The sequence below is a fragment of the Longimicrobium sp. genome (assembly GCA_036389795.1).
Lineage (GTDB): Bacteria > Gemmatimonadota > Gemmatimonadetes > Longimicrobiales > Longimicrobiaceae > Longimicrobium.
Genome location: DASVWD010000111.1, coordinates 16589 through 41842 on the forward strand (window position 1 = coordinate 16589; position 25254 = coordinate 41842).

24 protein-coding genes and 1 pseudogene are annotated in these 25254 nt (G+C 72.1%); 22 read left to right on the forward strand and 3 right to left on the reverse strand.

The features are described 5' to 3' along the window. The first annotated feature begins 9 nt into the window (after nt 1-9). From VF746_14905 to VF746_14965, 13 genes are all read left to right on the forward strand, one after another. Entirely contained in the window at nt 10-894 is an 885-nt protein-coding gene (locus tag VF746_14905) for a hypothetical protein (GenBank protein HEX8693710.1), read from the forward strand. 41 nt (nt 895-935) lie between these two features. Beyond that, nucleotides 936-1478, forward strand: coding sequence for a GNAT family N-acetyltransferase (locus VF746_14910; protein ID HEX8693711.1), 543 nt, complete (start codon nt 936-938; stop codon nt 1476-1478). A 70-nt stretch (nt 1479-1548) separates the two neighbouring features. Further along, on the forward strand, nt 1549-1938 hold the full coding sequence (locus VF746_14915; protein HEX8693712.1) for a hypothetical protein: 390 nt from the start codon (nt 1549-1551) through the stop codon (nt 1936-1938). Between the two features lie 70 nt (nt 1939-2008). Continuing rightward, complete coding sequence (locus tag VF746_14920) at nt 2009-2707, forward strand: alpha/beta fold hydrolase (GenBank protein HEX8693713.1); 699 nt, start codon at nt 2009-2011, stop codon at nt 2705-2707. Between the two features lie 50 nt (nt 2708-2757). Beyond that, nucleotides 2758-3498 (forward strand): hypothetical protein, encoded by a 741-nt coding sequence (locus VF746_14925; protein HEX8693714.1) that lies wholly within the window; start codon nt 2758-2760, stop codon nt 3496-3498. A gap of 34 nt (nt 3499-3532) precedes the next feature. Beyond that, nucleotides 3533-4093, forward strand: coding sequence for a DinB family protein (locus VF746_14930; GenBank protein ID HEX8693715.1), 561 nt, complete (start codon nt 3533-3535; stop codon nt 4091-4093). A gap of 29 nt (nt 4094-4122) precedes the next feature. Further along, entirely contained in the window at nt 4123-4752 is a 630-nt protein-coding gene (locus tag VF746_14935) for a hypothetical protein (protein ID HEX8693716.1), read from the forward strand. Nucleotides 4753-4911: 159 nt separating this feature from the next. Continuing rightward, entirely contained in the window at nt 4912-5373 is a 462-nt protein-coding gene (locus tag VF746_14940) for a DUF1499 domain-containing protein (GenBank protein HEX8693717.1), read from the forward strand. A 1-nt stretch (nt 5374) separates the two neighbouring features. Further along, nucleotides 5375-5857, forward strand: a complete 483-nt coding sequence (locus tag VF746_14945; GenBank protein HEX8693718.1) for a GNAT family N-acetyltransferase — start codon at nt 5375-5377, stop codon at nt 5855-5857. A gap of 322 nt (nt 5858-6179) precedes the next feature. Continuing rightward, complete coding sequence (locus VF746_14950; GenBank protein ID HEX8693719.1) at nt 6180-6770, forward strand: GNAT family N-acetyltransferase; 591 nt, start codon at nt 6180-6182, stop codon at nt 6768-6770. A 124-nt stretch (nt 6771-6894) separates the two neighbouring features. Continuing rightward, nucleotides 6895-7455, forward strand: a complete 561-nt coding sequence (locus VF746_14955; protein HEX8693720.1) for a hypothetical protein — start codon at nt 6895-6897, stop codon at nt 7453-7455. Nucleotides 7456-7552: 97 nt separating this feature from the next. Further along, nucleotides 7553-8035: a nuclear transport factor 2 family protein gene (locus VF746_14960; protein HEX8693721.1), complete on the forward strand. Its 483-nt coding sequence runs from the start codon at nt 7553-7555 to the stop codon at nt 8033-8035. Between the two features lie 117 nt (nt 8036-8152). After that, nucleotides 8153-10336, forward strand: coding sequence for a molybdopterin oxidoreductase family protein (locus tag VF746_14965; GenBank protein HEX8693722.1), 2184 nt, complete (start codon nt 8153-8155; stop codon nt 10334-10336). A gap of 226 nt (nt 10337-10562) precedes the next feature. Here VF746_14965 and VF746_14970 read toward each other — a convergent pair whose 3' ends face one another. Both VF746_14970 and VF746_14975 read right to left on the reverse strand, forming a co-directional pair. Beyond that, entirely contained in the window at nt 10563-12701 is a 2139-nt protein-coding gene (locus tag VF746_14970) for a carbamoyltransferase C-terminal domain-containing protein (GenBank protein HEX8693723.1), read from the reverse strand. Nucleotides 12702-13012: 311 nt separating this feature from the next. Then, nucleotides 13013-13972 carry a c-type cytochrome gene (locus tag VF746_14975; GenBank protein HEX8693724.1) on the reverse strand — a complete coding sequence of 320 codons (960 nt, stop codon included), beginning with the start codon at nt 13970-13972 and terminating at the stop codon, nt 13013-13015. Between the two features lie 141 nt (nt 13973-14113). On the opposite strand from VF746_14975, the gene mtgA reads away from it, so the two are divergent. The 7 genes from mtgA to VF746_15010 all read left to right on the forward strand — a co-directional run bounded on the left by mtgA (nt 14114) and on the right by VF746_15010 (nt 21944). Next, on the forward strand, nt 14114-14890 hold the full coding sequence (gene mtgA, locus VF746_14980; GenBank protein HEX8693725.1) for a monofunctional biosynthetic peptidoglycan transglycosylase: 777 nt from the start codon (nt 14114-14116) through the stop codon (nt 14888-14890). A 331-nt stretch (nt 14891-15221) separates the two neighbouring features. After that, nucleotides 15222-15893, forward strand: coding sequence for a cupin domain-containing protein (locus VF746_14985; GenBank protein HEX8693726.1), 672 nt, complete (start codon nt 15222-15224; stop codon nt 15891-15893). 150 nt (nt 15894-16043) lie between these two features. Then, complete coding sequence (locus tag VF746_14990; GenBank protein HEX8693727.1) at nt 16044-17426, forward strand: pitrilysin family protein; 1383 nt, start codon at nt 16044-16046, stop codon at nt 17424-17426. A 15-nt stretch (nt 17427-17441) separates the two neighbouring features. Then, nucleotides 17442-18827: a pitrilysin family protein gene (locus VF746_14995; GenBank protein ID HEX8693728.1), complete on the forward strand. Its 1386-nt coding sequence runs from the start codon at nt 17442-17444 to the stop codon at nt 18825-18827. 200 nt (nt 18828-19027) lie between these two features. Next, the gene (locus tag VF746_15000; protein HEX8693729.1) at nt 19028-19471 is read left to right on the forward strand and encodes an META domain-containing protein; all 444 of its coding nucleotides are present in this window, start codon (nt 19028-19030) and stop codon (nt 19469-19471) included. Nucleotides 19472-19802: 331 nt separating this feature from the next. Then, a complete protein-coding gene (locus tag VF746_15005; protein ID HEX8693730.1) occupies nt 19803-21353 on the forward strand; it encodes a hypothetical protein in 1551 nt (516 codons plus the stop codon). 48 nt (nt 21354-21401) lie between these two features. Then, a complete protein-coding gene (locus VF746_15010; GenBank protein ID HEX8693731.1) occupies nt 21402-21944 on the forward strand; it encodes a hypothetical protein in 543 nt (180 codons plus the stop codon). Nucleotides 21945-22048: 104 nt separating this feature from the next. On the opposite strand, the pseudogene VF746_15015 reads toward VF746_15010, so the two are convergent. Then, nucleotides 22049-22192: pseudogene (locus VF746_15015) on the reverse strand (tetratricopeptide repeat protein). Between the two features lie 653 nt (nt 22193-22845). Between VF746_15015 and VF746_15020 the strand changes: the two are divergent. Together VF746_15020 and VF746_15025 are read left to right on the forward strand one after the other, a co-directional pair. After that, the gene (locus VF746_15020) at nt 22846-23535 is read left to right on the forward strand and encodes a hypothetical protein (GenBank protein HEX8693732.1); all 690 of its coding nucleotides are present in this window, start codon (nt 22846-22848) and stop codon (nt 23533-23535) included. Between the two features lie 149 nt (nt 23536-23684). After that, a partial coding sequence (locus VF746_15025) for a hypothetical protein (GenBank protein HEX8693733.1) occupies nt 23685-25254 on the forward strand: 1570 nt, incomplete at its 3' end.

Below are 25254 nucleotides of genomic sequence, written 5' to 3' on the forward strand. Positions count from 1 at the left end.
TCTCGTTCCATGCTGAACAGCCATCCCAACGCATCCGCGCCAGCGCGCCCGCTGAGCGCGGGCCGCATCCGCGAGCTGCTTGCCGCGCTCGAAGCGTTCGGCGGCGACCACCTGGCGTTCCTGACCACGGGACGCGGCCTTCAGCTGCTCGCGCGCGTACCAATGGCGGCGAACTCACCGAGGTTCCGCCAGCACCCTCGCGCGCACGTGTTCGGGGCCGAGCCGGGCGCGGTGGTGGAGGACTTCGAGCGCCTGACCTGGCTGTGGAAGCTCACGGACGACTGCTGGAGCGGCGGCGGCGGACAGGTCTGCGCGCGGGCCCGCATCGACCAGGAGCTGGCGGCCCTGCGGGACCCGGGCGCCCTCGGGGGATGGGGCGTCTTCCAGAACGCGCTGGCGGCGCAGGCGCGGCAGCTGGAATCGATCAGCGACGCCGAGCTGGCGGCGATCGAGGAGCTCGCGGGCGAGCTGCGGGCGGCGCTCGACCCCGGCCGGAGCCCGGCCCTCCAGGAGCTGCAGCAGCAAATCCGCGAGATCAGCGAGCAGGACCACGACGCCATCCGGCCGGAAGACCCGGAGGCGCGCGAATGGCTCGCCGCCAACGGCCACGACGCGCCCCTGGCCGGCAACCGCTTCGACGAGAAGGCGGAGGCGCTGGAGTTCGTCGAGGAGCTCTACGCGGCTGGCGCGGTGCGGGTGGTGGTCGCCTCGGAGTGCATCCGCGACGAGCTCGAGCACGGCGGGCCCTACGCCGACGGCCTGCGGGTGCAGCTCCCCGCCGAGCCGCGGCGCCGCGAGTCGGTGCTGGCGGTGGTGAACCGCGAGGTGGAAGAAGAGGGGTTCGACCCCTACGCCGACACCGGCCAGGAGGCGGTCTTCCTCTGGTGGGACTAGCGAACCCCGCGAGCTGGTTCTCCCGCGACCTGGAACAACGGATGAACGGGCCTGAGTCTCCGAAGCCACCGAGCCTCGCCATCCGCGAGGCGACCGCCGACGACATTCCCGCCCTGGCGCGGCTGCACGTCGTCACCTGGAACGACACGTATCCCGGGGTGCGCTCGCCGCCGACGTACGAGGTCCGGGAGCGGCAGTGGCGCGAGGCGTTCGCGGCGGACGACGGGAGCTGGTTCTGCTTCGTCGTGGAGCGGGACGACGGCGAGCTCGTCGGGTTCGCGAAGGGGAAGCGGTACGCCAGCCCCGACCAGCCGGACTACGCGGGCGAGCTGAACAAGATCTACCTGCTGCGCGAATACCAGCGCCGCGGGCTGGGGCGCCGGCTCGTGGGACACGTCGTGCGCCGCTTCCTCGGTCAGGGCGTCGACTCGATGCTGCTGTTCGCGGACGCGGGGAACCCCTCGTGCGGCTTCTACGAGGCGCTCGGGGGTGAGAAGCTGCGGGAGCCCGACGGCACGACCAGCTACGCCAACTACGGCTGGCGCGACCTGCGGCGGCTGGCGACCCTCTGCCCCGTCGAGTGAGCGCCGCCGCCTGGCGCCCGCCAGTTCCACGCGCGCAGGAGAGCCGGGAGGAGAGGTTTCAGGAGGCCTGATGGACGATCGACCGACCTGCGGGAAGGGACTCGCCGAGCGCTCGGCGCTGCACGCGGCGCTCGCTGGACTTCTCGCCTCCGTTGCCGAGAACCTCGAGATCCACATGACCGCGCTCGATTCGCGCGACGAGACCGCGCGGCTGGAGCTCGACGCATATCGCGACCTCTCGGAGCGGCATCGCGAGCTCGTCGCCGCCCTCCGCGCAACGGCCGAGCGGATGGCCGGGTACCGCGACCTTCCCATGGCCGCGCACGATTCGGAGGCCATGGCCTCTCCAGGCGTACTCCAGGCTTTCCAGGACCTCGTGCGGCGGGAGGAGGAGCTGCTGGCCCTGCTCCGGGACACCGTCGCGCAGGATCGGGCCATGCTCGAACAGGCCGGCGGGTGAGCCGCCGGGACGGAGCGCTCGCCGGCCGCGTCGCCTGACCAGCGCAACGCACTCCCACGGAATCGAGGCCATGCGCAAGTATCTCCTCCTGCTGGTCCTCTGCACCGCCTGCGCGCACTCCGTGCGGCCTTCCGCGCCCGCGGCGCCCTCCGACACGGGCCGGGTCGCCGTCGAGGGCGGCGAGCTCTACTACGAGAGCCGGGGCAGCGGCCCCGCCGTCGTGCTCCTCCACGGAGGCGGGCTGGACCACACGTCGTGGGACCCGCAGGTGGATCCGCTCTCGCGCGCGTTCCGCGTGATCCGCTACGATGCGCGCGGGCACGGCCGCTCCACCCCGCCCACGGGACCGTTCTCCATGGCCGACGACCTGGGCCGGGTGCTGGACCACCTGGGCGTGCGGCGGGCGCACCTGGTGGGGCTCTCGATGGGCGCGGGCGCGGCGTACGGCTTCGCGGCGCGGCATCCCGAGCGCGTGGAGACGCTGACGCTGGTCTCGATGAGCGGTCCTCCCCCCGGGGTGCCGAGGGAGCCCGGGGCGCCGCCGGACCTGACGGAGGCAGCCGGCCGGGAGCTGCTCCGTGGAATGCCGATGCCCCGCCTGCTCGTGCTCGGGGAGAGAGACTCGCCCGTGGTCCAGGCGGTCGCCGACAGCGTGCGGGCGCAGGCGCCGGGCGTGGAGGTGGTGAGGATTCCCGGGGCCCACCTCCCGAACCGCGACGCGCCGGAGGCGTTCAACCTCCTGCTCCTGCGCTTCCTGCGGCAGCGGTGAGCCCCCGGGCGCGACTCCGAGAACCCGTCCTCCCCATGGGAGGTGTCACGTTGAACCGCCGGCTGCCTCTCCGCCTCGCGCTCGCCGCCTGCGCCCTCGGCGCCGCCGTGCCCGCCACCGCGCAGCAGACTCCGCCGCGTCCGGAGCCGGGGCCCTACGCGCGCATCGTGGTCCTGCAGCCCAGGCCCGGACAGCAGGCGGCGTTCGAGGCCGGCTACCAGCGCCACCTGGAGTGGCACCGCGGGGCGAACGATCCGTGGACGTGGTACGGCTGGTCGTTCGTGCTGGGCGAGCGCATCGGGCTGTTCATGGACGGCACCTTCGGCCACGCCGCCGCGGACTTCGACGCCGCCGTGCAGCCGGCGGCCGACGCCGCGGACAACGCCGCCAACGTCTCTCCCTACGCGGACTTCCTCGGCCACGGCGTCTACGAGCGGCTGGACGCGCTCGGCAGAGGCGCGCCGCTCCCCGACACGTCGGCCTTCCTCGCCCTCACCACCTACCGCGTGGCGCCGGGCCGGGAGCGCGCGTTCGCGGCGGCGCTCGCCGCGCACCACGCCCGCCGGCAGGGCGACCCGGCCGCCCGCTACACGTGGTTCCGGCTCCGCATCGGGGGGCAGGCGCCCGAGTACCTGCTGATGCGCCCGGTGCGCACCTTCGCCGCGGCGGCGACGCTCCCGGACTTCTTCGAGGCCGCGCCCGAGGGAGGAGCGGCGGGCATCGCGGGCCTGGTCGAAAGCGTGCGGAGCGAGCTGCTGCGCTACCGGCCGACGCTCAGCTACCGGCCTTGATTACGGTCGGGGTCATCTTTCCAGGAGCTGTGCCGTGGACTTGCGAGAGCCCGCCGCCGAAAGCATCGACGCCGTCCAGGTGTTCCGCGCCGCGCTGAAGCAGCAGTACCACGCCGCGCTCGCGATGCTGCGGGAGGCGATCGAGCGCTGCCCCGGCGAGCTCTGGGCCGGCGGCGGCTACCTCAACCCGTTCTGGCGGATCGCCTACCACACGCTGTACTTCACGCACCTCTACCTCCAGTCGAACCAGGCCGACTTCCGCCCCTGGGAGCACCACCAGACGGGGCTCCAGGACATGGACGGCGTCCCGGGGCCGCCGGAGCTCGACGACGTGCTGGAGCTACCGCACCGGCCGCCGCAGACCGGCGTGCCGTACACGAAGGCGGAGCTGCTGACGTACTGGAGCCTCTGCGACGGAATGGTCGACGGCGCCGTGGACGCGCACGACCTCCTGGACCCGGAGTGCGGGTTCAGCTGGAAGAAGCGCTCGCGCGCGGAGCACCAGGTCTCCAGCATCCGCCACATCCAGCACCACACGGCGCAGCTCGGGGAGCGCCTGCGCACCACGGCCGGGATCGGCGTGGGGTGGAGATAGACCCACATCGTCTGCACCGAGTACGCGGCATGGAAAATCTCTCGAACGTGTTTGAAGATTTTGCAGCGGCTTTCGGAGAAAACCCGGAGTTGTGCTTCAACTTCGGCCTCATTGTTCTGCTTCGGCGGAATCCACCGCTTTTGAGAGCCTTTCTCCGTTGGATCGAAGACTCTTCGGGTCTCCATCTCGACCCCGAGATCACATGGTTGATCTATGGTGAACGGCAGGTCAACCGCCGACGCCGGATCTTTCCTGATATGGTGCTCGCCTCGCCGACGCTCGAGCTTTGGTTCGAGCACAAGCTCGGCTCCAAGCTGAAAAAGGATGAGCTCAGACGGTACGTCGAGGAATGTTACCTCCAGATGCACGAGGGCGAGGCCATCCCACTGATTGATCCTGCGGGCTTCTCTCCACTGCCTGATCGCCCCCGCATCGTCGTATTTGTAATCTCCGGCGTCAACCAAGTAATTCCCGAGGATCTTCGCGAGTGGCAGAAGCAGTTTGCGAAATTGGGGTGCGGCCTCGCTTGGTGTGGCTCGGCCGGTTATCTACGTTGTCGAGATTTCTTGCCGTATATCAGGTTGGCACTGACAGAGCTCACCGGGTTCGACGCCGTAATGGCGGAGCACTTCGTCGGGTGGGTGGCAACGCGATGTTAGATCGAGCAGTTCTCAAGCGCTCGGGTTGCCGGTCTGGCAAAACAGATGCAGGGTCCCGAGATTCCCGTACGCTCCGGACTTCCGTCCGCTCGAGCGAAAGACCGGGCAGCCACACCCATTCGGGCCCATGATCCTCCCATGCCGTGCCACCGGGGGAACGTGCGACGACCGCGCCCGCTCCTGCTTCTCCTGCTGCTGCTGCCGCTCGTCGGCTGCCACGCGCAGATGAGGCTCACCGAGCCGGGGCAGCCGCTGCGGCCCTGCCCGCGCACGCCCAACTGCGTCTCGACCGAGGCGACGGACGAGCGGCACGCCATACCCCCGCTCCCGTTCCGCGGCACGCCCGAAGAGGCGCAGGCGCGCGCGCGGGAGGCGCTGCTGCGGGAGCCCCGGACGCGCGTCGTGCTGGAGGCGCCCGGCTACCTGCGCGCGGAGGCGCGGAGCCGCGTCTTCCGCTTCGTGGACGACGTGGAGGTGGTGGTGGACGGCCCCGCGAAGCTGGTCCGCTTCCGCTCGGCCTCGCGCCTGGGCCGGCGCGACTTCGGGGTGAACCGCGAGCGGATGGAGCGGTTCAGCGAGCGCTTCCGCGCGCTGGACCAGGCTTCCGCCGGCCCCGGATGACGTGAGCGGCGCGGAGCCCGGCTCGACGCGCGTGCGCGTGCGGGCCTGCACCCCCGCCGACGCCGGAGCCGTCGGCGCGCTCAGCCGGGAGTTCGTCGCGTACCTGCGGGACCTCGGGGACCCGGCCCCGGGCGGCGTGACGGCCAAGGCGTACCTGCGCGACGGCTTCGGCGAGCGCCCCGCCTTCACGAGCCTGCTGGCGGAAGCCGACGGCCGGGCGGTCGGCTACCTGCTCTGTCACGAGGGCTACGACGTCGACCGCGGGGGCCGCGTCCTCCACGTGGCGGACCTGTTCGTCGCCGGGAGCGCCCGGCGCGCGGGCGTGGGCCGCGCCCTGATGGACGCCGCCGCGGAAGTCTGCCGGCGCGCGGGCGGCCACGCGCTCGTCTGGGCCGTGTATCCCCCGAACGCGGCGGCGAGGGCGTTCTACGAAAGCCTCGGCGGGCGGTACTCGGAAGACCTGCTCATGTCGCGGCGGGTCTGATGCCACCTTCCGAAACCGACCGTGCATTCCATGCCACACACGAAGTCATCCCGAGGGAGCGTCCGCGCGTAATTCGCTCCCGCGCCAATGGTCGGACGCGACCGAAGGATCTGCTCCGCGTGTCTGGCGGCCGGATGCGGTGCGCGGAAGCCGGCCTCGCTCCGGGGGGAGTAGATCCTTCGGCCGCCGCCAGGCATCGTTGCCGAGGCAGGTTCGGCGCAGCGGCTCCCTCAGGATGACACCTCGTTGCCCAATCGATCGCGGAATCTGGTATGACGGGCCCGATCCTCCCTGGCATCGACCGGCGGAAAGGTCCTTCTGGATGAGGATTGAGATCACCGAGGAGCCGGTCTCGGCGCTGGCGGAGTACGCGCGCATCCCCATCGCCTTCGAGGTCGGCGAGGTGCTGGACGTGTCGGCGCCGGACGACGGGCTCGGCGGGATCGTCCTGGCGCGGCGCGGGCTCGGCGTCCCGTACGTGAAGGACTACGACGCGATCGAGGGGTCGCACCCGGCGGACTGGGCGAGGAGCTTCGACCTCTCGCGCTGGGGGCTGTTCGGGGCGAGGATCGCGGGACGGCTCGCCGGCGGGGCCGCCGTGGCGTTCGACACGGCAGACGTCCAGATGCTGGAGGGGCGGCTGGACCTGGCCGTGCTGTGGGACATCCGCGTGGCGCCCGACGCACGGGGGCGTGGGGTCGGCACCGCCCTCTTCCGCGCGGCGGAGGCGTGGGCCGCGGCGCGGGGGTGCCGGTGGCTCAAGGTCGAGACGCAGAACGTCAACGTGCCGGCGTGCCGGTTCTACGCGCGGCGGGGATGCGTGCTGGGAGCGATCCACCGCTTCGCCTATCCCGGGCTGCCGGACGAGGTCCAGCTCCTCTGGTACCGGGACCTGTCCGGCGTGGCGCGCTGAAGGCGCCCCGGCGCTCCCGTCTTCAGAAGAATGTGTTCATCGGCGCGATCCATCATTATCCTGTCCAGCCGGCAAGACTCCTTCCCCCGCCAACACGGGCCCGTTTCCACCAAAGGAGGTGGGTATGACCGGGTTGACCGCGCTGTGGCTCCCGATCCTGCTGTCGGCCGTGCTCGTCTTCGTCGCCAGTGCGATCATCCACATGGCGCCCCTCTGGCACAGGAACGACTATCCCGGGGTGCCCGACCAAGACCGGGTGATGGACGCGCTGCGGCCGTTCGCCATCCCGCCGGGCGACTACATGGTGCCCCGCGCGACGAGCGGCGCGGAGATGAAGTCGCCGGAGTTCGCCGAGAAGATGCGGCAGGGTCCCGTCGTGATCATGACGGTGGTCCCGAACGGTCCCTGGTCGATGGGGAGGAATCTCGCGCTCTGGTTCCTGTACTGCCTGGTGGTCAGCATCTTCGCCGCGTACGTCGCCTCGCGCGCGCTGCCCCCGGGAGCGGAGTACCTGGACGTCTTCCGCTTCGCCGGCACCACCGCGTTCATCGGGTACGCGCTCGCCCTGTGGCAGGTGTCGATCTGGTACCGCCGCGCCTGGAGCTTCACGGTCAAGGAGACGTTCGACGGGCTGATCTACGCCCTCCTGGCGGCGGGCGTGTTCGGCTGGTTGTGGCCGGGATGAAACGCTTTCGATGACGGTGGCCAGGGCCACGGTAGCGACCATCCCGCGCTACCGGTTCGCCGGCTCCGCCGGTCGGTCCGCAATCGAGGAGGTGCCCATGAAGCAGGTGTCACTCGCCGAGGCGCCCGAGGAGCTCAGGACGGCGTTCGCCGAGGGCGATCCGGCCAGCGCGGGCAAGGAGCACGAGGGGACGAACGTCGAGCTGCTCGGCCGGATGGTCGCCGCCATCGCCGCGGGCCGCTTCGACGAGCTGCGCGGCTTCCTGGCGCCGGAGGCCACCTTCGAGCTCGCCATGCCCGCGCGCTTCCCCTGGGTCCGCCGGGCCGCGGGCGCCGAAGACGTGATCGCCGCCATCGCGGCGAACTTCGGCCAGGTGCGCGACCAGCGCTCCGAGCCGCTGGCGCTGGTGGCGCAGGGCGACGACGTGATGGTGATGGCGCGCGAGACCGGCCGGCTGGCGGAGACCGGCGAGCCGTACGAGGTCCTCCTCGCCCAGCACTACTCCTTCCGCGACGGCAGGCTCGCCGGCTTCCGCTCCGTGGTCGCCGAGGCGGGAGAGCCGGCGTACGCCGATACCTGACGGGCCGGCGCGCTTCCTCCGCCTCCCTTGCGGTACGGCGGCACCCGCCTGAGCTTCAGCGTCGGGGCGCGCACGCGCGGTGCGCGCCCGGCGCCAGGCACCCACCGGCGGTTGCCCATGAGCACCCACTACCGCACCTGCACGCTCTGCGAGGCGATGTGCGGCCTGGTCCTGGAGGCCGAGGCCGGCCGCGTCGTCTCCATCCGCGGGGACCGGGACGACCCGTTCAGCCGCGGCCACATCTGCCCCAAGGGCGTGGCGCTGGGCGACGTGCACGCCGACCCCGACCGCCTGCGCCAGCCGCTCCGGCGCACCCCCGGCGGCTGGCGGGCGGTCCCCTGGGACGAGGCGCTCGACGAGGCCGCCGAGCGCCTCTCCGCCGTGCAGCGCGAGCACGGGCGCGACGCGGTGGCCGTGTACCAGGGCAACCCCACGGTGCACAACTACGGCAGCCTCCTCTACGCCCCCGGCTTCGTCCGCGCGCTGGGAACGCGCAACCGGTTCTCGGCCACCTCGGTGGACCAGCTCCCGCACCACGTGGCCGCGTACTTCATGTTCGGCCACTACCTGCTGCTGCCGATCCCCGACCTGGACCGCACCGGCTTCTTCCTGGTGCTGGGCGCCAACCCGGCCGTCTCCAACGGCAGCCTGATGTCGGCGCCCGACGCGGCGGGCCGCATCCGCGCCGTCCGCGCGAGGGGCGGCCGCGTCGTCGTCGTCGACCCGCGGCGGAGCGAGACCGCCGCGCTCGCCGACCGGCACCACTTCATCCGCCCCGGCACCGACGCGCTGCTCCTGCTGGCCCTGCTGCACGTGGTCTTCGTCGAGGGTCTGGAGAAGCCGGGCCGGCTGGCGGACCGCACCCTGGGGCTGGACGCGGTGCGCGCGCTCGCGAGCGAGATGCCGCCCGAGCGCGCGGCGCCCGCCACCGGGATCGCGGCGGAGGAGATCCGGGCCCTGGCGCGCGAGTTCGCGGCGGCGCCCAGCGCGGTGGCGTACGGCCGCTGCGGCGTCAGCACCCAGGAGTTCGGCGCGCTGGCGCACTGGCTGATCAACACGCTGAACCTGGTCACCGGCAACCTCGACCGGCCGGGCGGGGCCATGTTCACTCACCCCGCGGTGGACGTGCTGAAGCGGAGCCGGCGCGGCAGCTACGGGCGCTGGAAGAGCCGGGTGCGCGGCCTGCCGGAGTTCAGCGGCGAGCTGCCGGTGGCCGCGCTGGCGGAGGAGATCCTGACGCCCGGACCCGGCCAGGTGCGCGCGCTGGTGACCTCGGCCGGCAACCCGGTGCTCTCCACGCCCAACGGCGCACAGCTCGACCGGGCCCTGGCGGGGCTGGACTTCATGGTCTCGGTGGACTTCTACCTGAACGAGACCACGCGCCACGCGCACCTGATCCTGCCGCCCACCTCGCCGCTGGAGCACGACCACTACGACCTGGCGTTCTACCTGCTCTCGGTGCGCGACGCGGCGAAGTACTCCCCCGCCGTCTTCCCCGCCCCGCCGGGCGCGCTGCACGACTGGCAGATTTTCCTGGGGCTCCAGCGGCGGCTGGAGCGCGGGGTGAAGGCGCGGCTCGCGCACGCGGCGCTCGGCCGGCTGAAGCCGCACGGCCTGCTGGACCTGGCGCTCCGCACCGGCCCCTACGGCGCCGGCTTCGTCCCCTTCGCGCGCGGCCTCTCGCTCCGCCGGCTCCGGAGGAACCCGCACGGCGTCGACCTGGGCCCGCTGCGCCCCTCGCTCCCCGAGCGCCTGGCCACGAAGGACGGGAAGATCCACGCGGCGCCGGGGCCGCTGCTGGAAGACGTGGCCCGCCTGCGCGCGCGGCTGCTGGACGGCGCGGCGGCGGCGGACGGCGGCTTCGACCTGCTGCTCATCGGCAGGCGGCAGCTGCGCAGCAACAACTCGTGGATGCACAACTACCCGCGGCTGATGAAGGGCCGCGACCGCTGCACCCTGCTGCTGCACCCCGCCGACGCGGCCGCGCGGGGGATCGCCGACGGCGCGCGGGTGCGCCTCGGCTCGAGCGCGGGGAGCGTGGAGGTGGCCGCCGAGCTGAGCGACGAGGTGATGCCCGGGGTGGTGAGCCTGCCGCACGGCTTCGGGCACGCGCGGCCCGGCGTCCGGCTGGGCGTGGCCGCCGCGCACCCCGGCGCCAGCGCCAACGACGTCACCGACGAGCTGCGCCTCGACGCGCTCGGCGGCAACGCGGCGCTGAACGGCGTCCCCGTCCGCGTGGAGGCCGTCTCCCCGGTCTCCGCCGTGCCGCTCGCGGAGGACGGCGCGCCGGCGCACGCGTGAGGCTCTTGTCGAGGCAGGGGCGGGGCAAGGGCGGGTAAACCCGCGGCAACAACGGCGAGAAGCCTGCCTTCGCAGGCTGGTTCGGCGCGGAGGCCGGCTTCGTCGCCGGCAGGCGGGCTTCAGGCGCGAAGCGCGCGGGCGCAGCCCGCCAGTCCGCGAAGGCGGACTTCGTGTGCTTGTAGCGGGCGAATTCATTCGCCCGCGGCGGCCCGGTATCGGCGGCCGGTCACGGAGCCCCGGGCGCCTCGTCCAGGTCGGATCCGCCCGCCGGACGGGATCGGAGGGTGATGATGGACAGCCTGCGAAGCTGGCCGAGCGCCCGAACGAGCTCGCGTGGCTCCGGCGCGCTCCCGGTGCTCGCGCCGATCCTCTCACGCAATCCCCATCCGTCCGCCACGCCGTCGATCGCGGAAACCAGCGGGTACATCGTACCTGGCAGCATCTCCTCGCGAACCCCCCACGGCGTCTCGACTCGCACGCCGACGACCGTGTCCGGACCGCTTTCCGCGAGTCCCCCGGGACGAAGGAGGAGCTCCAGGACGTATTGTTCCGCGAGCAGGACGGGCACCAGGTCCAGGAGGGAGCGGGTCGGCGCATCCCGCTCGACGAGGCGATCCTCCAGGACGACGAAGTCCAGGCCGTTTTCCAGCATGCACCACAGCGCGTCCTCGGGCGTCTCCACGATCGGCTCGCCGCGGCCGTTGAACGAGGTGTTGAGCAGGATCGGGACTCCCGTGGCGCGCGCGAACCGGTCCAGGAGGGGGTAGAAGGGATGGTCTCCGTCCCGGGGAACCGTCTCCACCCGCCCGGTGCCGTCCACGTGGACCACCGCCGGCACCCGGTCCCCGGCCGCCGGCTTGAACGGCCAGACGCGCAGCATGAAGGGACTGGACGTGCTGGTGCCCTCGACGTCGAACCATTCACCCGCCTGGTCTTCCAGGATGGCGGGGGCGAACGGCTGGAACGCCTCGCGTGCCTTCACCCGCCGGTTCAGAAGGTCCTTCGCCTCCGGGTTCCGCGGATCGGCCACGATGCTCCGCCCGCCGAGCGCACGCGGTCCGAGCTCCGACGCGCCCTGGAACCATCCCGCGAACTCGCCGTCGCAGAGACGGGAGACGGTCGCGTCGAGCACCTCCTCCGCTCCGCACTTCGTGACTTTCACGCCGGGCGTCGCCTGGACCGCGCGGTCGATCTCGTCACGGGAGTAGATGCGTCCGACCGCATCCTTCCGCAGGGCGCGGAGCGTGTTGCGGTTCGTCAGGCGCCAGAGCCCGAAGTATGCCGCACCGATCGCCACGCCGCTGTCTTCGGCGGCCGGGGGGATGTACACGTCGCGGAACAGGGACCCGCGAAAGAGCTTCTCGTTCGCGATGCAGTTCAGCGCCACGCCCCCGGAATAGCACAGGTTGCGGCTTTCCGAGAGCTTCGCCAGCCTGTCGAAGAGATGCTCCGCGGCCACCTCCAGGGCACCCTGGACGGAGCGGGCCAGGTTCCGGTACTCGAGCTCGCAGTCCGGCCACCGGCGGTCGTGATCGAAGCGCTCGGGAACCCCGTCGTGGAAGACGAACCGTCCGTCCGCCAGCGTGAAGAACTCCTCGGGTGCGAACACGGGCGCGCCGTACGGCGCCAGCCCCATGACTTTCCCGGCCTCCATGGGATTGTCGAAGAGCTGGGCCGCCACGGCGGAATACATCCCTCCGAGGCTGCGAAACAGGGGCATTCCCTCGGGCCGGAACTGCAGCCAGAGGTGATCGGCGGTCATGTGCTTCTCGAGCGGCGCCACGGTCGTGCCCGATGCCTGGTAGAGCGAGATCATCTCCCATCCACCCTTCGCGTCGGGCACCAGGGACTGCTCTTCGGGCGAGAGATCCTCGAACGGGGAGCCCAGCCCATCCACCACGAGGATCGCCGCGTCTTCGAACCCGGACGTCGCGAACGCGTGGTACGCGTGGCCGAGGTGGTGTGAGATGGTCAGCCACGGAACCTTTTCCCTGACCAGCCTGAGCTGGCGGTTGACGGCCAGATCGTACCAGGGCGCGATCAGCCTGTCCTGGCCGCAGAGGACCACGAGATCCAGGTCGCCCGGACGGATGCCGGCCGTTTGCAGGCAGTAGCCGACGGCGAGGCTTTCCTCGGATCCGAAGAGGCGGTCCCGCTTGGTGCGCGAGAGGCGCTCCTCCTGGACGGCCGCCACGATGCGGTCTCCGTGGAGGAGGCAGGCGGCACCGTTGTGAGACGCGCTGAGTCCGAGCACCCAGGGCTCGTCGCTCCGTGAATGTGCCCGAATCGTCACGCGGTCTCCTTGTGGCTCGTCATCCGGTTCCTTTGTCGGCGTGAAAAGAATCTTTACACCCCTCCCGGGCACCCGGCAAGGGGAGCCGGCGGCCTGGCGCAGAGTCCATTCTGCTCACTTCGAATTCGAAGTGGTTCATACGAAAGCGGATGATGCGCCGTGGCGCGCGCCGGCGGATTGCGGGCGCTCCTTTGTGATGCTCCGCGTCGCCTCTCCCGGGTCGCGGTGGTCGGAGCGATGACCTGGAATCGAGGGAGCCCGCCGGGAGGTCCGGCGGGCTCGACCAGGCAAGCTGCAGCGCGATCGAAGTTCCCGTAGGGGCGAGGCCGATTACCGGATCAGATTCTCAGCCGGCGTCAACCCGCCCGGGACGGTGTGGCCGCTCACCCTCCGGCCTGCGCAGGCCGCCGGCGGGGCACCGGGTTGTGGATCGGCCGCAGGGTGCGCAGGTAGCGGTAGATGGCGCGCAGGTCGTCGTCGCTCATCCGCTTCATCTCGCGCCAGGGCATGAAGGGGTGGAGCGTGTCGCCCCGCGGGTTGACGCCAGTGCGCATGGCGCGCAGGAAGTCCTCCTCGTCCCACTGCCCGATGCCGGTGTCCCGGTCGGGCGTGAGGTTGGACGGGTTGGCGGGGAAGCCCTGCGGCGGCGTGGCGTCGCCCGCGAAGAGCCGGTCGCGGTCCGGCGTGGACTGCAGCCCGCCGCGCGGCGTGTGGCAGTCGGCGCAGAGGGAGACGTGGTTGGCCAGGTAGGCGCCGTACTCGGCCGTCGGGCCGGGGCGCGGCACCGTCGTCGCGGTGGGGTCCTTCGGGCCCAGGACGAAGATCCGCGCGGCGCGGTAGACCAGGTTGGGGCTGTTCTTCACCTCGTTGCGCACCGGCGGCAGGCTCTTCAGGTAGCGGGCCACCGCCAGGGCGTCGCGCTCGGACATCCCGCGGAACCACTCGTACGGCATCACGGGGGCCAGCACGTGCCCCTCGCGGTCTTCGCCCGAGCGGATGGCGCGCACGATCTCGGCGTCGCTCCAGGCGCCCAGCCCCGTGGCCGGGTCCGGCGTCAGGTTCGACGCGCGGACGGTGCCCAGGCGCCAGTTGCGGAACGCGAAGCCGCCGCTGAGCGGCCCGTCGGAGTTGCGCGGGTCGGCCGAGTGGCAGTGGCCGCAGACGGCCACGCTGCGTACGATGTACTCCCCGCGCGCCACCAGCCCGGCGGTGTCGCCGATGGTGGAGGGGGAGAGCGCGGGGAGCGGCACGTGCCCCCCGCCGCACGCGGCCAGCGCCGCCGTCCAGGTGGCGAGCGAGCCGAGCGCGAGCGCGCGGCGGATGCGGGTGCGCGTGCGGGACATCCTCCCCTCCCCCGGTCGACGGTTCGGCGGCCTTCCCACAGGTCGAGAGAAATCGCTGGTCCGGTGGCATCTCTCGTGCCCAACCGCAGCGAAAGTCCCGGCGGACGATCCCGCCTCCCGCTTCGGGCCGAAAGAGGTACGATGAGCGACAGCCGCGCACCGTGGGCGAGCCCGGACGCCGACCCGACCCTGCCGCTGGACGTGGGGCAGCCGCGGCCCGCCGCTCCGCCCGCGCGCCCGCCGCGGAGGGCCCGCGGTGCGGCCGTCCGGGTGGGGAAGGCGGCGCTCAAGCTCTTCGCCGCGTACTACGTCTTCTGCCTGATTCTGCTGGCGGCCTACCGCTTCGTCCCGCCGCCCACGACCGGGGTCCAGGTCCAGCGCCGGGTCGAAGCCTGGCTCGGGCGGCGCGAATACGACAAGCGGCGGGAGGTCGTCCCGCTCGCCAGCCTGCCGCCGCACGTGGCGCGGGCGGTGGTGGCCGCGGAGGACGGGCGCTTCTGGACCCACCACGGCTTCGACTGGGAGGAGATGCGCAACGCGCGCCGCGACGCGGCGGAGCGCGGACGCGTGCGCGGCGCCTCCACCATCACGCAGCAGCTGATGAAGAACCTCTTCGGGTGCGCCTGCCGCAACCCGGTCCGCAAGCTGTACGACCTGGCGCTCACCCCGCCGGCCGAGCTGATCCTGGGCAAGGAGCGCATCCTGGAGCTCTACCTCAACCAGGTGGAGTGGGGCGACGGCGTCTACGGCGTCGAGGCGGCCGCGCGGCACCACTACGGGGTGTCCGCGAAGCGCCTTTCCCGCTCGCAGGCGGCGGGGCTGGCGGCGCTGCTCCCCAACCCGCGCCGGCGCACGCCCGACAACACGGGGTGGTACCGGCGGGAGATCCTGAGGCGGATGCGTCACCGGGGCTGGTGAAGCGTCCTACGGAATCTGGGCCGTATCAGCTCTCATACCGTTTTTCGAGATTCGCTGCGCATTGGGAAGCCGTCGTTCCGAGTGGAGCCCGATGCGCGTTCGCCACCGAAGTCGCCAGGCTCCCGAGGATCCACCCGCGGCCGGCAGGAGGCCGGACCGATGCATGGAGCCAGCGTCCGGGCGGGGTGAGTAGATTCCTCGGGCGCCGCCCAGCTGAGGTGTGGAATCCGGATCGGTGCTGCGGCGCCGCTCGGAATGACATGGTTCGCGAAAGGACCGGATTGCACACTGCTTCCTGGAATCCGGTATCACGGTTCAGCGTCGGAGGGGCATGATGCGCCGATGGGGCTGCACGCCGCTGTGCCTGCTGGTGCTCGCCTGCGGCCGCGAGGCGCCCGCGTGGAAGGGCGGAGGGGAGGAGCGCGGCGCGTTCGACGCCGCCTCGGGCGTGGCCCGGGCCGACACCAGCGCCTCGCGGCCCCGCGTGATCCCGCTGCGGCCGATGGCGGGGGACGTGGAGATCCTCTACGGCGACCCGGAGAAGCCCGGCGAGCCGTTCGTGATGCGCATCCGGGAGCTGCCGGGGACGATCATCCCCCTGCACTCGCACCCGGTGGACGAGCACGTCACCGTGGTGCAGGGGACGTGGTACTTCGCCGTGGGAGACCGCTGGGACCGGGCCGCGCTGCGGGAGATGAAGCCCGGCACCTACGCCTTCGCGCCGAAGGGGAGCACCATGTTCGGCGCCTCGCCGGACGGGGCGGTGGTGCAGGTGCACGGCGTCGGCCCCTTCCACATCCACTGGCGCGACGGGCTGAAGACGCTGGACGACGCCGGCGGGGCGGCCGCGTTCCGCTTCCGCAAGGGCGAGCGCGTGCAGGCCCCGCGCGGCCGGGGCACCATCCGCCAGGGCTACGCCTCCGGGGAGATCGTCCAGTATGAGGTCGAAGCCGAGGGCGGCGGCCGCTTCATGGCCGACGAGAAGGACCTGCGCCGCGCCTGAGCGCGGCCTCAGGCCGGCGCCGCGCGCTGCGGCCGCCCGGATCGTCCCACGGGTGTTGACGCGCGGGGGCGGGTGCGCGGAAATTGACGGCGGACGCGCGCCGGCTCTCCCGGGCGGCGCGCCGCTCTTCCCTCCTTCCCTGGAGACCGCATGAGAACCGTCTCACGCGCGCCGGCCCTCGTCCTCGCCGCCTGCCTGGCCGCGGGAGGCGCGGCGGCGCAGGCGGGGGGCGCGCCGCGCCCGACCGTACCCATCGAGTACCACAAGCTGGACAACGGCCTGAAGGTGGTGCTCTCGCGCGACACCACCAGCCCCACCGTGGTGGTGGGCGTCTACTACAACATCGGCTTCCGCATCGAGCCGCGGAACCGCACCGGGTTCGCGCACCTCTTCGAGCACATGATGTTCCAGGGGTCGCGGAACCTGGGGAAGATGGAGTTCATCCGGCTGGTGCAGTCCAACGGCGGCATCCTGAACGGCTCCACCCGGTTCGACTTCACCAACTACTTCGAGGTCGTCCCCGCCCACACGCTGGAGACGGTGCTCTGGGCCGAGGCCGACCGCATGCGCGGGCTCGACGTCACGCAGGAGAACCTCGCGAACCAGCAGGAGGTGGTGAAGAACGAGGTGCGCGTGAACGTGCTGAACACCCCGTACGGCGGCTTCCCCTGGCTGGACATGCCCCAGTACGCCAACACCAACTGGTACAACGCGCACAACTTCTACGGCGACCTGGCCGACCTCGACTCGGCCACGCTCGCCGACGTGCAGAGCTTCTTCAAGACGTACTACTCGCCCAACAACGCGGCGCTGGTGGTGGTGGGCGACTTCGACCCGGCGCAGGCCCTGCGCTGGATCCGCCAGTACTTCGGCGACATCCCGGCAGTGCCCCAGCCCGCGCAGCCCGACCTCTCCGAGCCGCGCCAGACCGAGGAGAAGCGCGCCGTCAAGCGGGACACGCTGGCGCAGCGGCCCGCGCTCGCCATCGGCTACCACGCGCCGCGGGTGTGGACGGCCGAGTACTTCGCGCTCGCGGTGCTGGACCAGATCCTGGCGCAGGGGCGCGACAGCCGGCTCTACCAGAAGCTGGTGCAGGAGAAGGGGTACACCAGCGGCGTCTCGGCGAGCTTCAACCCCCTGGGGAACCCGTTCAACATCAACGGGCCCACGCTGTGGACGGCGTGGCTCTTCCACGACCGCGGCGTCCCCGCCGACTCGATCGTGGCGGCCTTCGACCAGGTGGTGGAGCCGCTGCGCGCCGGGCCGGTGGACCGGGCCACGCTGGACCGCGCGCTGGTGAAGGTGCGCAGCGGGCTGTACGACGGGCAGGACGCGCTGTTCGGCTTCGGCCGGGCGGACCTGCTGGCCTCCTTCGCGCTGTTCCACGACGACCCGGGGATGATCAACCGGATCGAGGAGGAGTTCCGCAAGGTCACGCCCGAGCTGATCCAGCGCGCGGCGCAGGAGTACCTGCGCCCCGCCAACCGCACCATCCTGGTCGTCGAGCCGCGCCCCGCGGCCGCCGCCCGCTGACCGGAGGCCACCCCGATGCGAACGACAGGCAGGCTCCTCGCCCTGGGCCTCGCGCTGGCGGCGGCCGCCCCGGCCGCCGCGCAGCCGCGCCAGGCGCCCCCCGCGCCGGGCGCGCCCCGGCCCTTCCGCGTCCCCGCCGCGCGCGAGTTCACCCTCCCCAACGGGATGGAGGTGACGCTCGTCCCCTACGGCCAGACCCCCAAGGCCACCGTGCTGCTCAGCGTGCGAGTGGGCAGCGCGGACGAGGGCCCGGACCAGACGTGGCTGCTGGAGCTGGCCACGGACCTCATGGAGGAGGGGACCGCCACCCGCACGGCGGAGCAGCTCAACCGCGAGGCCGCGGGGATGGGCGGCTCCATCGGCGTGGGCGTGGGCGAGAACAGCACCAGCGTCACCGGCAGCGTGCTGGCCGAGTTCGCGCCGCGGATGGTGGAGCTGGTGGCCGACGTGGCCCGCAACCCGCGCTTCCCCGAGTCGGAGCTGGCGCGGCTCAAGGCGGCGCGGGTGCGGCAGCTCGCCATCTCGCGCAGCCAGCCGCAGCCGCTGGCCGCGGAGCGCTTCCGCCAGGTGCTCTACCCCGGCCACGCCTACGGGCGGATCTTCCCCACCGAGGCGCAGATCCAGGGGTACACGGTGCAGCAGGCGAAGGACTTCTACGCGGCGAACTTCGGCGCCGCGCGGAGCCACCTGTACGTGGCCGGGCGCTTCGACGCGCAGGCGGTGGAGCAGGCGGTCCGCCGCGCCTTCGGCGACTGGGCCCGCGGCCCGGCGCCGGCCCCGGTGCGGCCGAGCCCCGCGACGGGCCGGGTGGTGCATCTGATCGACCGCCCGGGAGCGGTGCAGTCCACCGTCTTCGTGGGGCTGCCGATCATCGACCCGTCGCACCCGGACTGGGTGCCGCTGCAGGTGACCAACGCGTTGCTGGGCGGCTCGTTCGGCTCGCGCATCACCAGCAACATCCGCGAGCAGAAGGGCTACACCTACTCGCCCGGCTCCACCGTCTCGCCGCGGCTGGGGACGGCGTTCTGGGCCGAGATCGCCGACGTCACCACGCCGGTGACCGGCGCGTCGCTCACCGAGATCTTCCGGGAGATCGAGCGGCTGCGCGGCGAGCCGCCCACGGCCGAGGAGCTGCGCGGCATCCAGAACTACCTGGCCGGCACCTTCGTCCTGCAGAACTCTTCGCGGGGCGGCATCATCAACCAGCTCGCCTTCGTGGACCTGTACGGCCTGCCGGAGAGCTTCCTGCAGACGTACGTGCAGAGGGTGTACGCCGTCACGCCGGCCGACGTGCAGCGGATCGCGCGCACGTACCTGGACCACGAGAAGATGGCGATCGTGGTGGTGGGCGACCGGGCCGCCGTCGAGCCGCAGCTCCGCCCGTTCGGCGAGATCCGGTAGGCCGCCGCCCTTTCCGCCTCCCGTGGGGGCACGAGCTTTCGTGCCCCCGCGCTGGCTTTGCGCGGACGGCGGCCCGGATCGCCGGCGCCGGCTCGCTCCGCCACACCCGGCGCGGGCAACGGCCCTGTCACACCCTCGCGTGGCGTGTCGTTCTCCAGACGCAGTGGAGTTCGACGAAACCCGTTCGAGGAGTGGCTCACATGAAAGCTGCCCTGTCCGTACTGCTCCTGGCCGGCCTGCTCTCCTGCAGCTCGGCCACCGCGCCCGAGCTCGCCGGCGGGACCCGCGATCCCGCCCTGCTGCCGGGCCCGGCCTGGACCCTGGTGGGGTTCGCCCCGGCCTCGGGCGACTTCTCCGCCGCCCGCGCGCGGTTCATCGTGAACTTCAGCGCCGACGGCCGCGTGGGCGGCGAGGCCGGCCCGAACGTCTACGGCGGCAGCTACGCGGCTTCCGCGGAGGGGGCGATCCAGGTGCGGGACCTGGTCGGCACGCTGATCGGCGGGCCGGAGGCCGAAGAGGCCGGGAAGTATCAGGAGGGGCTCCTGCGCGCCCGGTCGTTCGAGGTCACGCCCACGGAGCTCCTGCTGCGCTTCGAGCAGCGCGGCGTCCTCCACTTCCGGCGCCAGGTGCTCCAGGCGCAGTAGCCTCGCGGGATCGAGATCCATAACTGAATGTCTCACACGGAGGAAACGGAGTTAACGGAGAACTGCGGGGGTTCTCCGTTGACTCCGTTGACTCGTGTGAGGCTTCCGTTGGAAGGATCAGAATCCAGAACGATCCATGGAAAACGGTACGATGCGCGCGGCCTGCCGGAGCACGGAACGACGTGATCCTGCCGCCCTGAACGCGCGCGGGGACGCGGCCCGCCGCGGCCGCGCGCACGAACTCCTTGCCTCCCGCGCCCGGCGCCCGTACGGTGTGTCTCTCGTGCTCTCCTGAGTTGTCTTCCCAGCCACCCTCCGGCGAAAAGGCGACATGCGCATCGGGATCATCGACCTGCTCGGCAAGGAGCCGCCCACCAACGGCTACTCGCGCCTCATGCGCGCCAACAACACCAGCATCATGCCCCAGGTGGTGGGCGTCTGGTGCGAGGAAGAGGGGCACCAGGTCCACATCGCCTACTACTCGGGGACCGAGCTGCTGGCCGGCGGGCTCCCGGAAGAGCTGGACCTCCTCTTCATCAACGCCTTCTCGCAGTGCGCGCTCCTGGCGTACGCCTTCAGCGCCTACTACCGGCACCAGGGGGTGCCCACGGTGCTGGGCGGGCCGCACGCGCGCTCGTATCCCGAGGACGCCCGCAGGTACTTCGACTACGTGGTGGGCTTCTGCGACAAGGAGACGCTGCGCGAGATCCTGCTGGACGCCGAGCCGCACAGGCCGCTGGGGCTCTACCTCTCCGCCCGGCAGCAGCCCCACGAGCTGCCGGGCCTCAGGCAGCGGTGGAAGTTCCTGCAGCCGTCGATGGAGCGCGCCAAGGTGCTCCGGCTGGTGCCGCTGCTGGGGAGCCTGGGGTGCCCGTACAAGTGCAGCTTCTGCATCGACGCCGTGGTGCCATACCAGCCGCTCGCCTACGAGGGGCTCAAGGACGACCTGCGCTTCTTCATGGAGCTGCAGATGCCGCGCTCGGTGGCCGTCTGGCACGACCCCAACTTCGGCATCCGCTTCGACGACTACCTGGACGCCATCGAGGAGGTGGTCCCCCCCGGCGCCATCACGTTCGTGGCCGAGACCTCGCTGTCGCTGCTGAAGGAGGAGAACCTGCAGCGGCTGCAGCGCAACGGGTTCAAGGCCATCGCCCCGGGGATCGAGTCGTGGTACGACATGGGCAACAAGTCGAAGCTGCTCTCGGTGCGCGGGATGGAGAAGGTGGAGCGCGTGGCCGAGCAGGCCAACCTGGTGAACCGCTACGTCCCCTACACGCAGTGCAACCTGATCTTCGGGCTGGACTGCGACGAGGGGGCGGAGCCGTTCGAGCTCACGAAGCGCTTCATCGACCTGGCGCCGGGGATCTACCCGCACTTCGCCGTGCTGTCGGCGTTCGGGCGCAACGCCGTGCTGAACCTGGACTACCAGCGCGACGGGCGGGTGATCCCCGTGCCCTTCCACTTCCTGGACCTGGTGCAGGCGATGAACGTGGTGCCGAAGAACTACGAGTGGACGGAGTTCTACGACCACGTGATCGACACCTTCGAGTACTCCTTCTCGCCGAAGGCGCTGGGGCGCAGGCTGTGGAAGAACAAGCACTCCTACATCTGCTGGGAGCAGTTCTTCCGCGGCGTCTCGTCGGAGCGCAACAACCGGCTGGCGTACCACAAGAAGATGCGCCACTGGCTGGCGCACGAGCCGGGGTTCCGCGCCTTCTTCGAAGGCGAGACACGCGAGGTGCCGGCCGTGCTGGTGGACCAGGTCCGCCGGCACCTGGGGCCGCTCTGGGAGTGGCTCCCCGAGGGCGCCCTCAAGCACGACCCGAACGCGTACCTGGAGTCCGGCGCCGCGCACCCGCTCCCCGTGCTCGCCGCGAGCTGAGGATGCGTGCCCGTTCGTCGTCCGTGGAACGAGGATGGAGGTGAGGCCATGCCGACCGACGTGACCGCCGCGGGTGGATCCGGACCCGCGCTCGCCGCGCCCCAGGCCGCCGTCGCGGTGCCGGGGCTCGCCGCCTTCGACCTGCGCCGGTTCCTGGGCGAGCTCGCCGAGAGCGTGGAGGCCCGCGCCGCGGACCGGTCGCGGCGCTACCGCCGGGTCGCCACCATGGGGCTCGTGCTCGGCCTCTTCAGCAGCCTGCTGGCCGCCGGGGTGGCGGTGTTCGGGCCGTCGATGCTGGAGAGCCTGCGCGCCAGCGGGGCGAAGAACCCCTCGTTCGCGTGGCAGGTGCCCTGCTTCGTGATCGCCGTGCTGGGGGCGGTGAGCACCTTCGTGCTGGGCTTCCAGGAGCGCTTCCAGAGCGCGGAGGGCGTGGCGGCCGCGCGGGAGTGCCTGGGGAGGGTCCGGGCGCTCCAGGTGGCCGAGCGCCACCGCCCGGCGAAGGAGGTCCTGCGCGAGCTGGAGGAGCTGGCGGAAGGCCACCCCGACGCCCTCGACCAGGCCCTGCTCGCGAAGCTGCCCGCGGCCGGCTAGAAGCAAACGGCTTTTCTCACGCAGAGTCAGCAGAGAACGTCGCTGTTCTCTGCTGACTCTGCTGCTCTGCGTGAGACTTTTTGTTTTCCGTTCCGACGTGATGCTCAGCGGGGCGGGGCGGGCGAACCGAGGAGGCGCCGCGCCTCGGCATTCCGCGGGTCCAGCTCCAGGGCCCGGGTGAGCGCCTCGCGGGCGCGGGCGGCGTCGCCGGTGGCCAGGTGGGCGCGGGCGAGGCCCACCTGCACGCGGGCCGAGGCGGGGACGCATCCCCATCACCACCTCGTGGTCGGCCAGCCGCGGGATGCGCGCGTCCAGCGCCGCCACCGCGCTGTCGAACGCGGCGCGGCTGACGCGGGCGAACGGGTCGCGGTGGCGTTTGGGGAGCGTGTCGGCCAGGTAGCGCGGGTCCGCCCGCCACTGCTCTGCCGTCAGCGCGTGCTGGGCGGCGGCGGGGCGGACGGAGAGGAGGGCGGCGCAGCGGAGCGGGAGCCCCAGGAGCGGGAAGACGGGTCGCATGGCCGGGGCGGGCTCGGGGGGGACCGGAAACAGGTGACTCCGCATCCGATGCACGCGCCGGCCGCCGGGTTTATCTCCCTGTGATTTCGATCGGAAGATTCGTAGGGGCGAGGCCTGCCTCGACCGGCGGGGCCAGCCTGTGCGCGATCGGCGGGGACCTGTGAACGGGCTGCCTCAGTTCGGACTCGCAGGCTCGCCCCTGCGAGACACGTCGCGTTGAGAAGCTGGATCAGATCACCCTCCGCACCGCTCTTCCCGGCGCGCCGCGGAGCGCGTATCGTGGAAGCTCTCGGCTGCAGCCGGGGCCGCCTTCCCACCGCCCCGCGCGCGCCTCGATCCGGCGGTGTCAGAGCGTCTTTCCAGGCTCGTGTCCGACGGGGGGTCCATGCCTCCAGCCTTCTTCTCCATCGCTGAAGTTCAAGCCGCGGCTCCGGCAGCATGGTACAATCAGCCGGTCGTCAACACCGTGCTCACGCTGGTCCTGGGCGGGGTGATCCTCAACTGGCTGAAGGAGCGCTGGGCCAGGCAGGAGAAGAAGCGGGACAAAGCCCTGGAGTTCCTCGAGAATACGGGAGACAGGCTGAACCACCTGCTCTCCCTGGTCTTCGGCACGCTCAGGACCGGCGACCTGTCCGCGGAACGCCTCGAGGAGCTCCGCTCGCGCAGGAGACCCATCTTCGAAAAACGCTTCGCCGTCCGCCTGGGCGCCGAAAGCTATCTCGGGAATCCGTCCTTCTGGAGGAAGTACGACATCCTGGCCAACCAGATCTACGAGCTGGTGGAGGTTCTCGCGGTGGTCGCCCAGCGGCGTGGAGACCTCTCCGTCCTCGAGGACATCCGCAGGCAGGAGGCGATGCTCACCGCGAAGTGGCCGGCGGAGGGAACCCAGCCGGATGCCGCGGACGGGCAGCCCGCCGTCGCGCCGGGAGACCAGGTGCTCTCGGAGATGCTGCGCTGGACGACGATGATCTGGCGCCGCTCGATTCAGCTCATCTCCGTGCCCCTCCACGACATGCTGGCCACGTCCAGCCACGGCTTCCAGGTGCCGCGCCGGCTTCGCCGCCCGGCGCCGTAGCGCCCGGCGCGTGCCGGCGGGGACGGCGCTTCGCGGACCTGCCACGCTCCATCCAGCCCACGGCCCGAGGCTTCCCGGCGCGCCGCGAAGCGCGTATCGTGGAAGCCCCGCACTCGCAGGATCGACTTTCCCCGGACCAAGAGACCGCGATGTCCGCCCGCTCCCCTCTCCCGCTCCGCCTCGCCTCCGCCGCCCTCGCGCTCGCCGCCCTGGCCGCGGCGGCGGACGTCCGCGCGCAGGAGCACCAGCACGCCGGTGACGCCGCTCAGCTGGGGCGCGTGGTGTTCCCCACCTCGTGCAACGCCGCCGCGCAGCCGCTGGTGGAGCGCGGCGTGGCCATGCTGCACTCGTTCTGGTTCGACCAGGCGCAGCGCACCTTCGAGCAGGCGGCCGCCGCGGACCCGCGCTGCGCGATGGCGCCCTGGGGCGTGGCGATGACGCTGCTGGGCAACCCGTTCGCCGCGGTGAGCCCGCCCGCGCCCCGGCTGCAGGCCGCCCTGGCCGCCGCCCGCACGGCCGTGGACCTGGCCCGCGCCGCCACGCCGCGCGAGCAGGGCTACGCGGCGGCCGCGCTGGCGCTCTACGACAGCTACCAGACGGTGGACTACCGCGCGCGGATGCGGGCGCACGAGGAGGCGCTCCGCCGCCTGCGCGACGCCAACCCCGACGACCCCGAGGCGGCGATCTTCTACGCCCGCGCCGTGATCGCCAACGCGCCGCCCAGCGACCTCAAGTTCGAGCGCCAGCTGGCCGCGGCGGCGATCCTGGAGCCGCTCTTCATCCGGCAGCCGAACCACCCGGGGCTGGCGCACTACACCATCCACGCCTTCGACGCCCCGCCGATCGCCGGGCAGGGGCTCCAGGCCGCGCGCCGCTACGCCACGATCGCCCCGGCGGCGCCGCACGCGCTGCACATGCCGTCGCACATCTTCACGCGGCTGGGCTACTGGGACGACTCGATCGAGGCCAACCGGCGCTCCGCGGCCGCCGAGCCCGACTCGAACGCCGCGGTGCACGCCATGGACTACATGGTCTACGCGTACCTGCAGCAGGGGCGCGACGCCGAGGCGAAGCGGGTGGTGGACCGCGCGACGCAGAACCCCGACGCCTTCTACGCCAGCAGCGTCATCGGCTACAACTTCACCGCCATGCCGGCGCGCTACACGCTGGAGCGCGGGCGCTGGGACGAGGCCGCGGGGCTCCGGCTCCCCGTCGGCGCGGCGCCGCACGTGGAGGCGATCGCCCGCTTCGCCCGCGCGGTGGGCGCCGCGCGCTCCGGCCGGCCCGACGCGGCGCGGGCCGAGGTGGCCGCGCTGGCCGCGCTCCGCGACACCCTGGCCGCGCGCCGCGACGAGTACTGGGCCACCATCGTGGGCGCGCAGCGGCTGGCGGCCGAGGCGTGGCTGGCCCGCGCCGGGCGCGACGACGCGCGCGCCGTGCGCCTGGCGCGCGAGGCGGCCGAGCTGGAGGAGACGGTCGAGAAGCACCCGGTGACGCCGGGGCCGCTGCTCCCGGCGCGCGAGCTGATGGGCGACCTCCTCCTGGAGCTGGGCCGCCCGGCCGAGGCGAAGGCCGCGTACGAGCAGACGCTCCGGCGCGAGCCGAACCGCGCCCGCGCCCTCTTCGGCGCCGCGCGCGCGGCGGAGCTGGCCGGCGACCGCGCGGCGGCCCGCCGCCACTACGAGCACTTCCTGCAGCTGATGGCCAGGGCCGACGCCG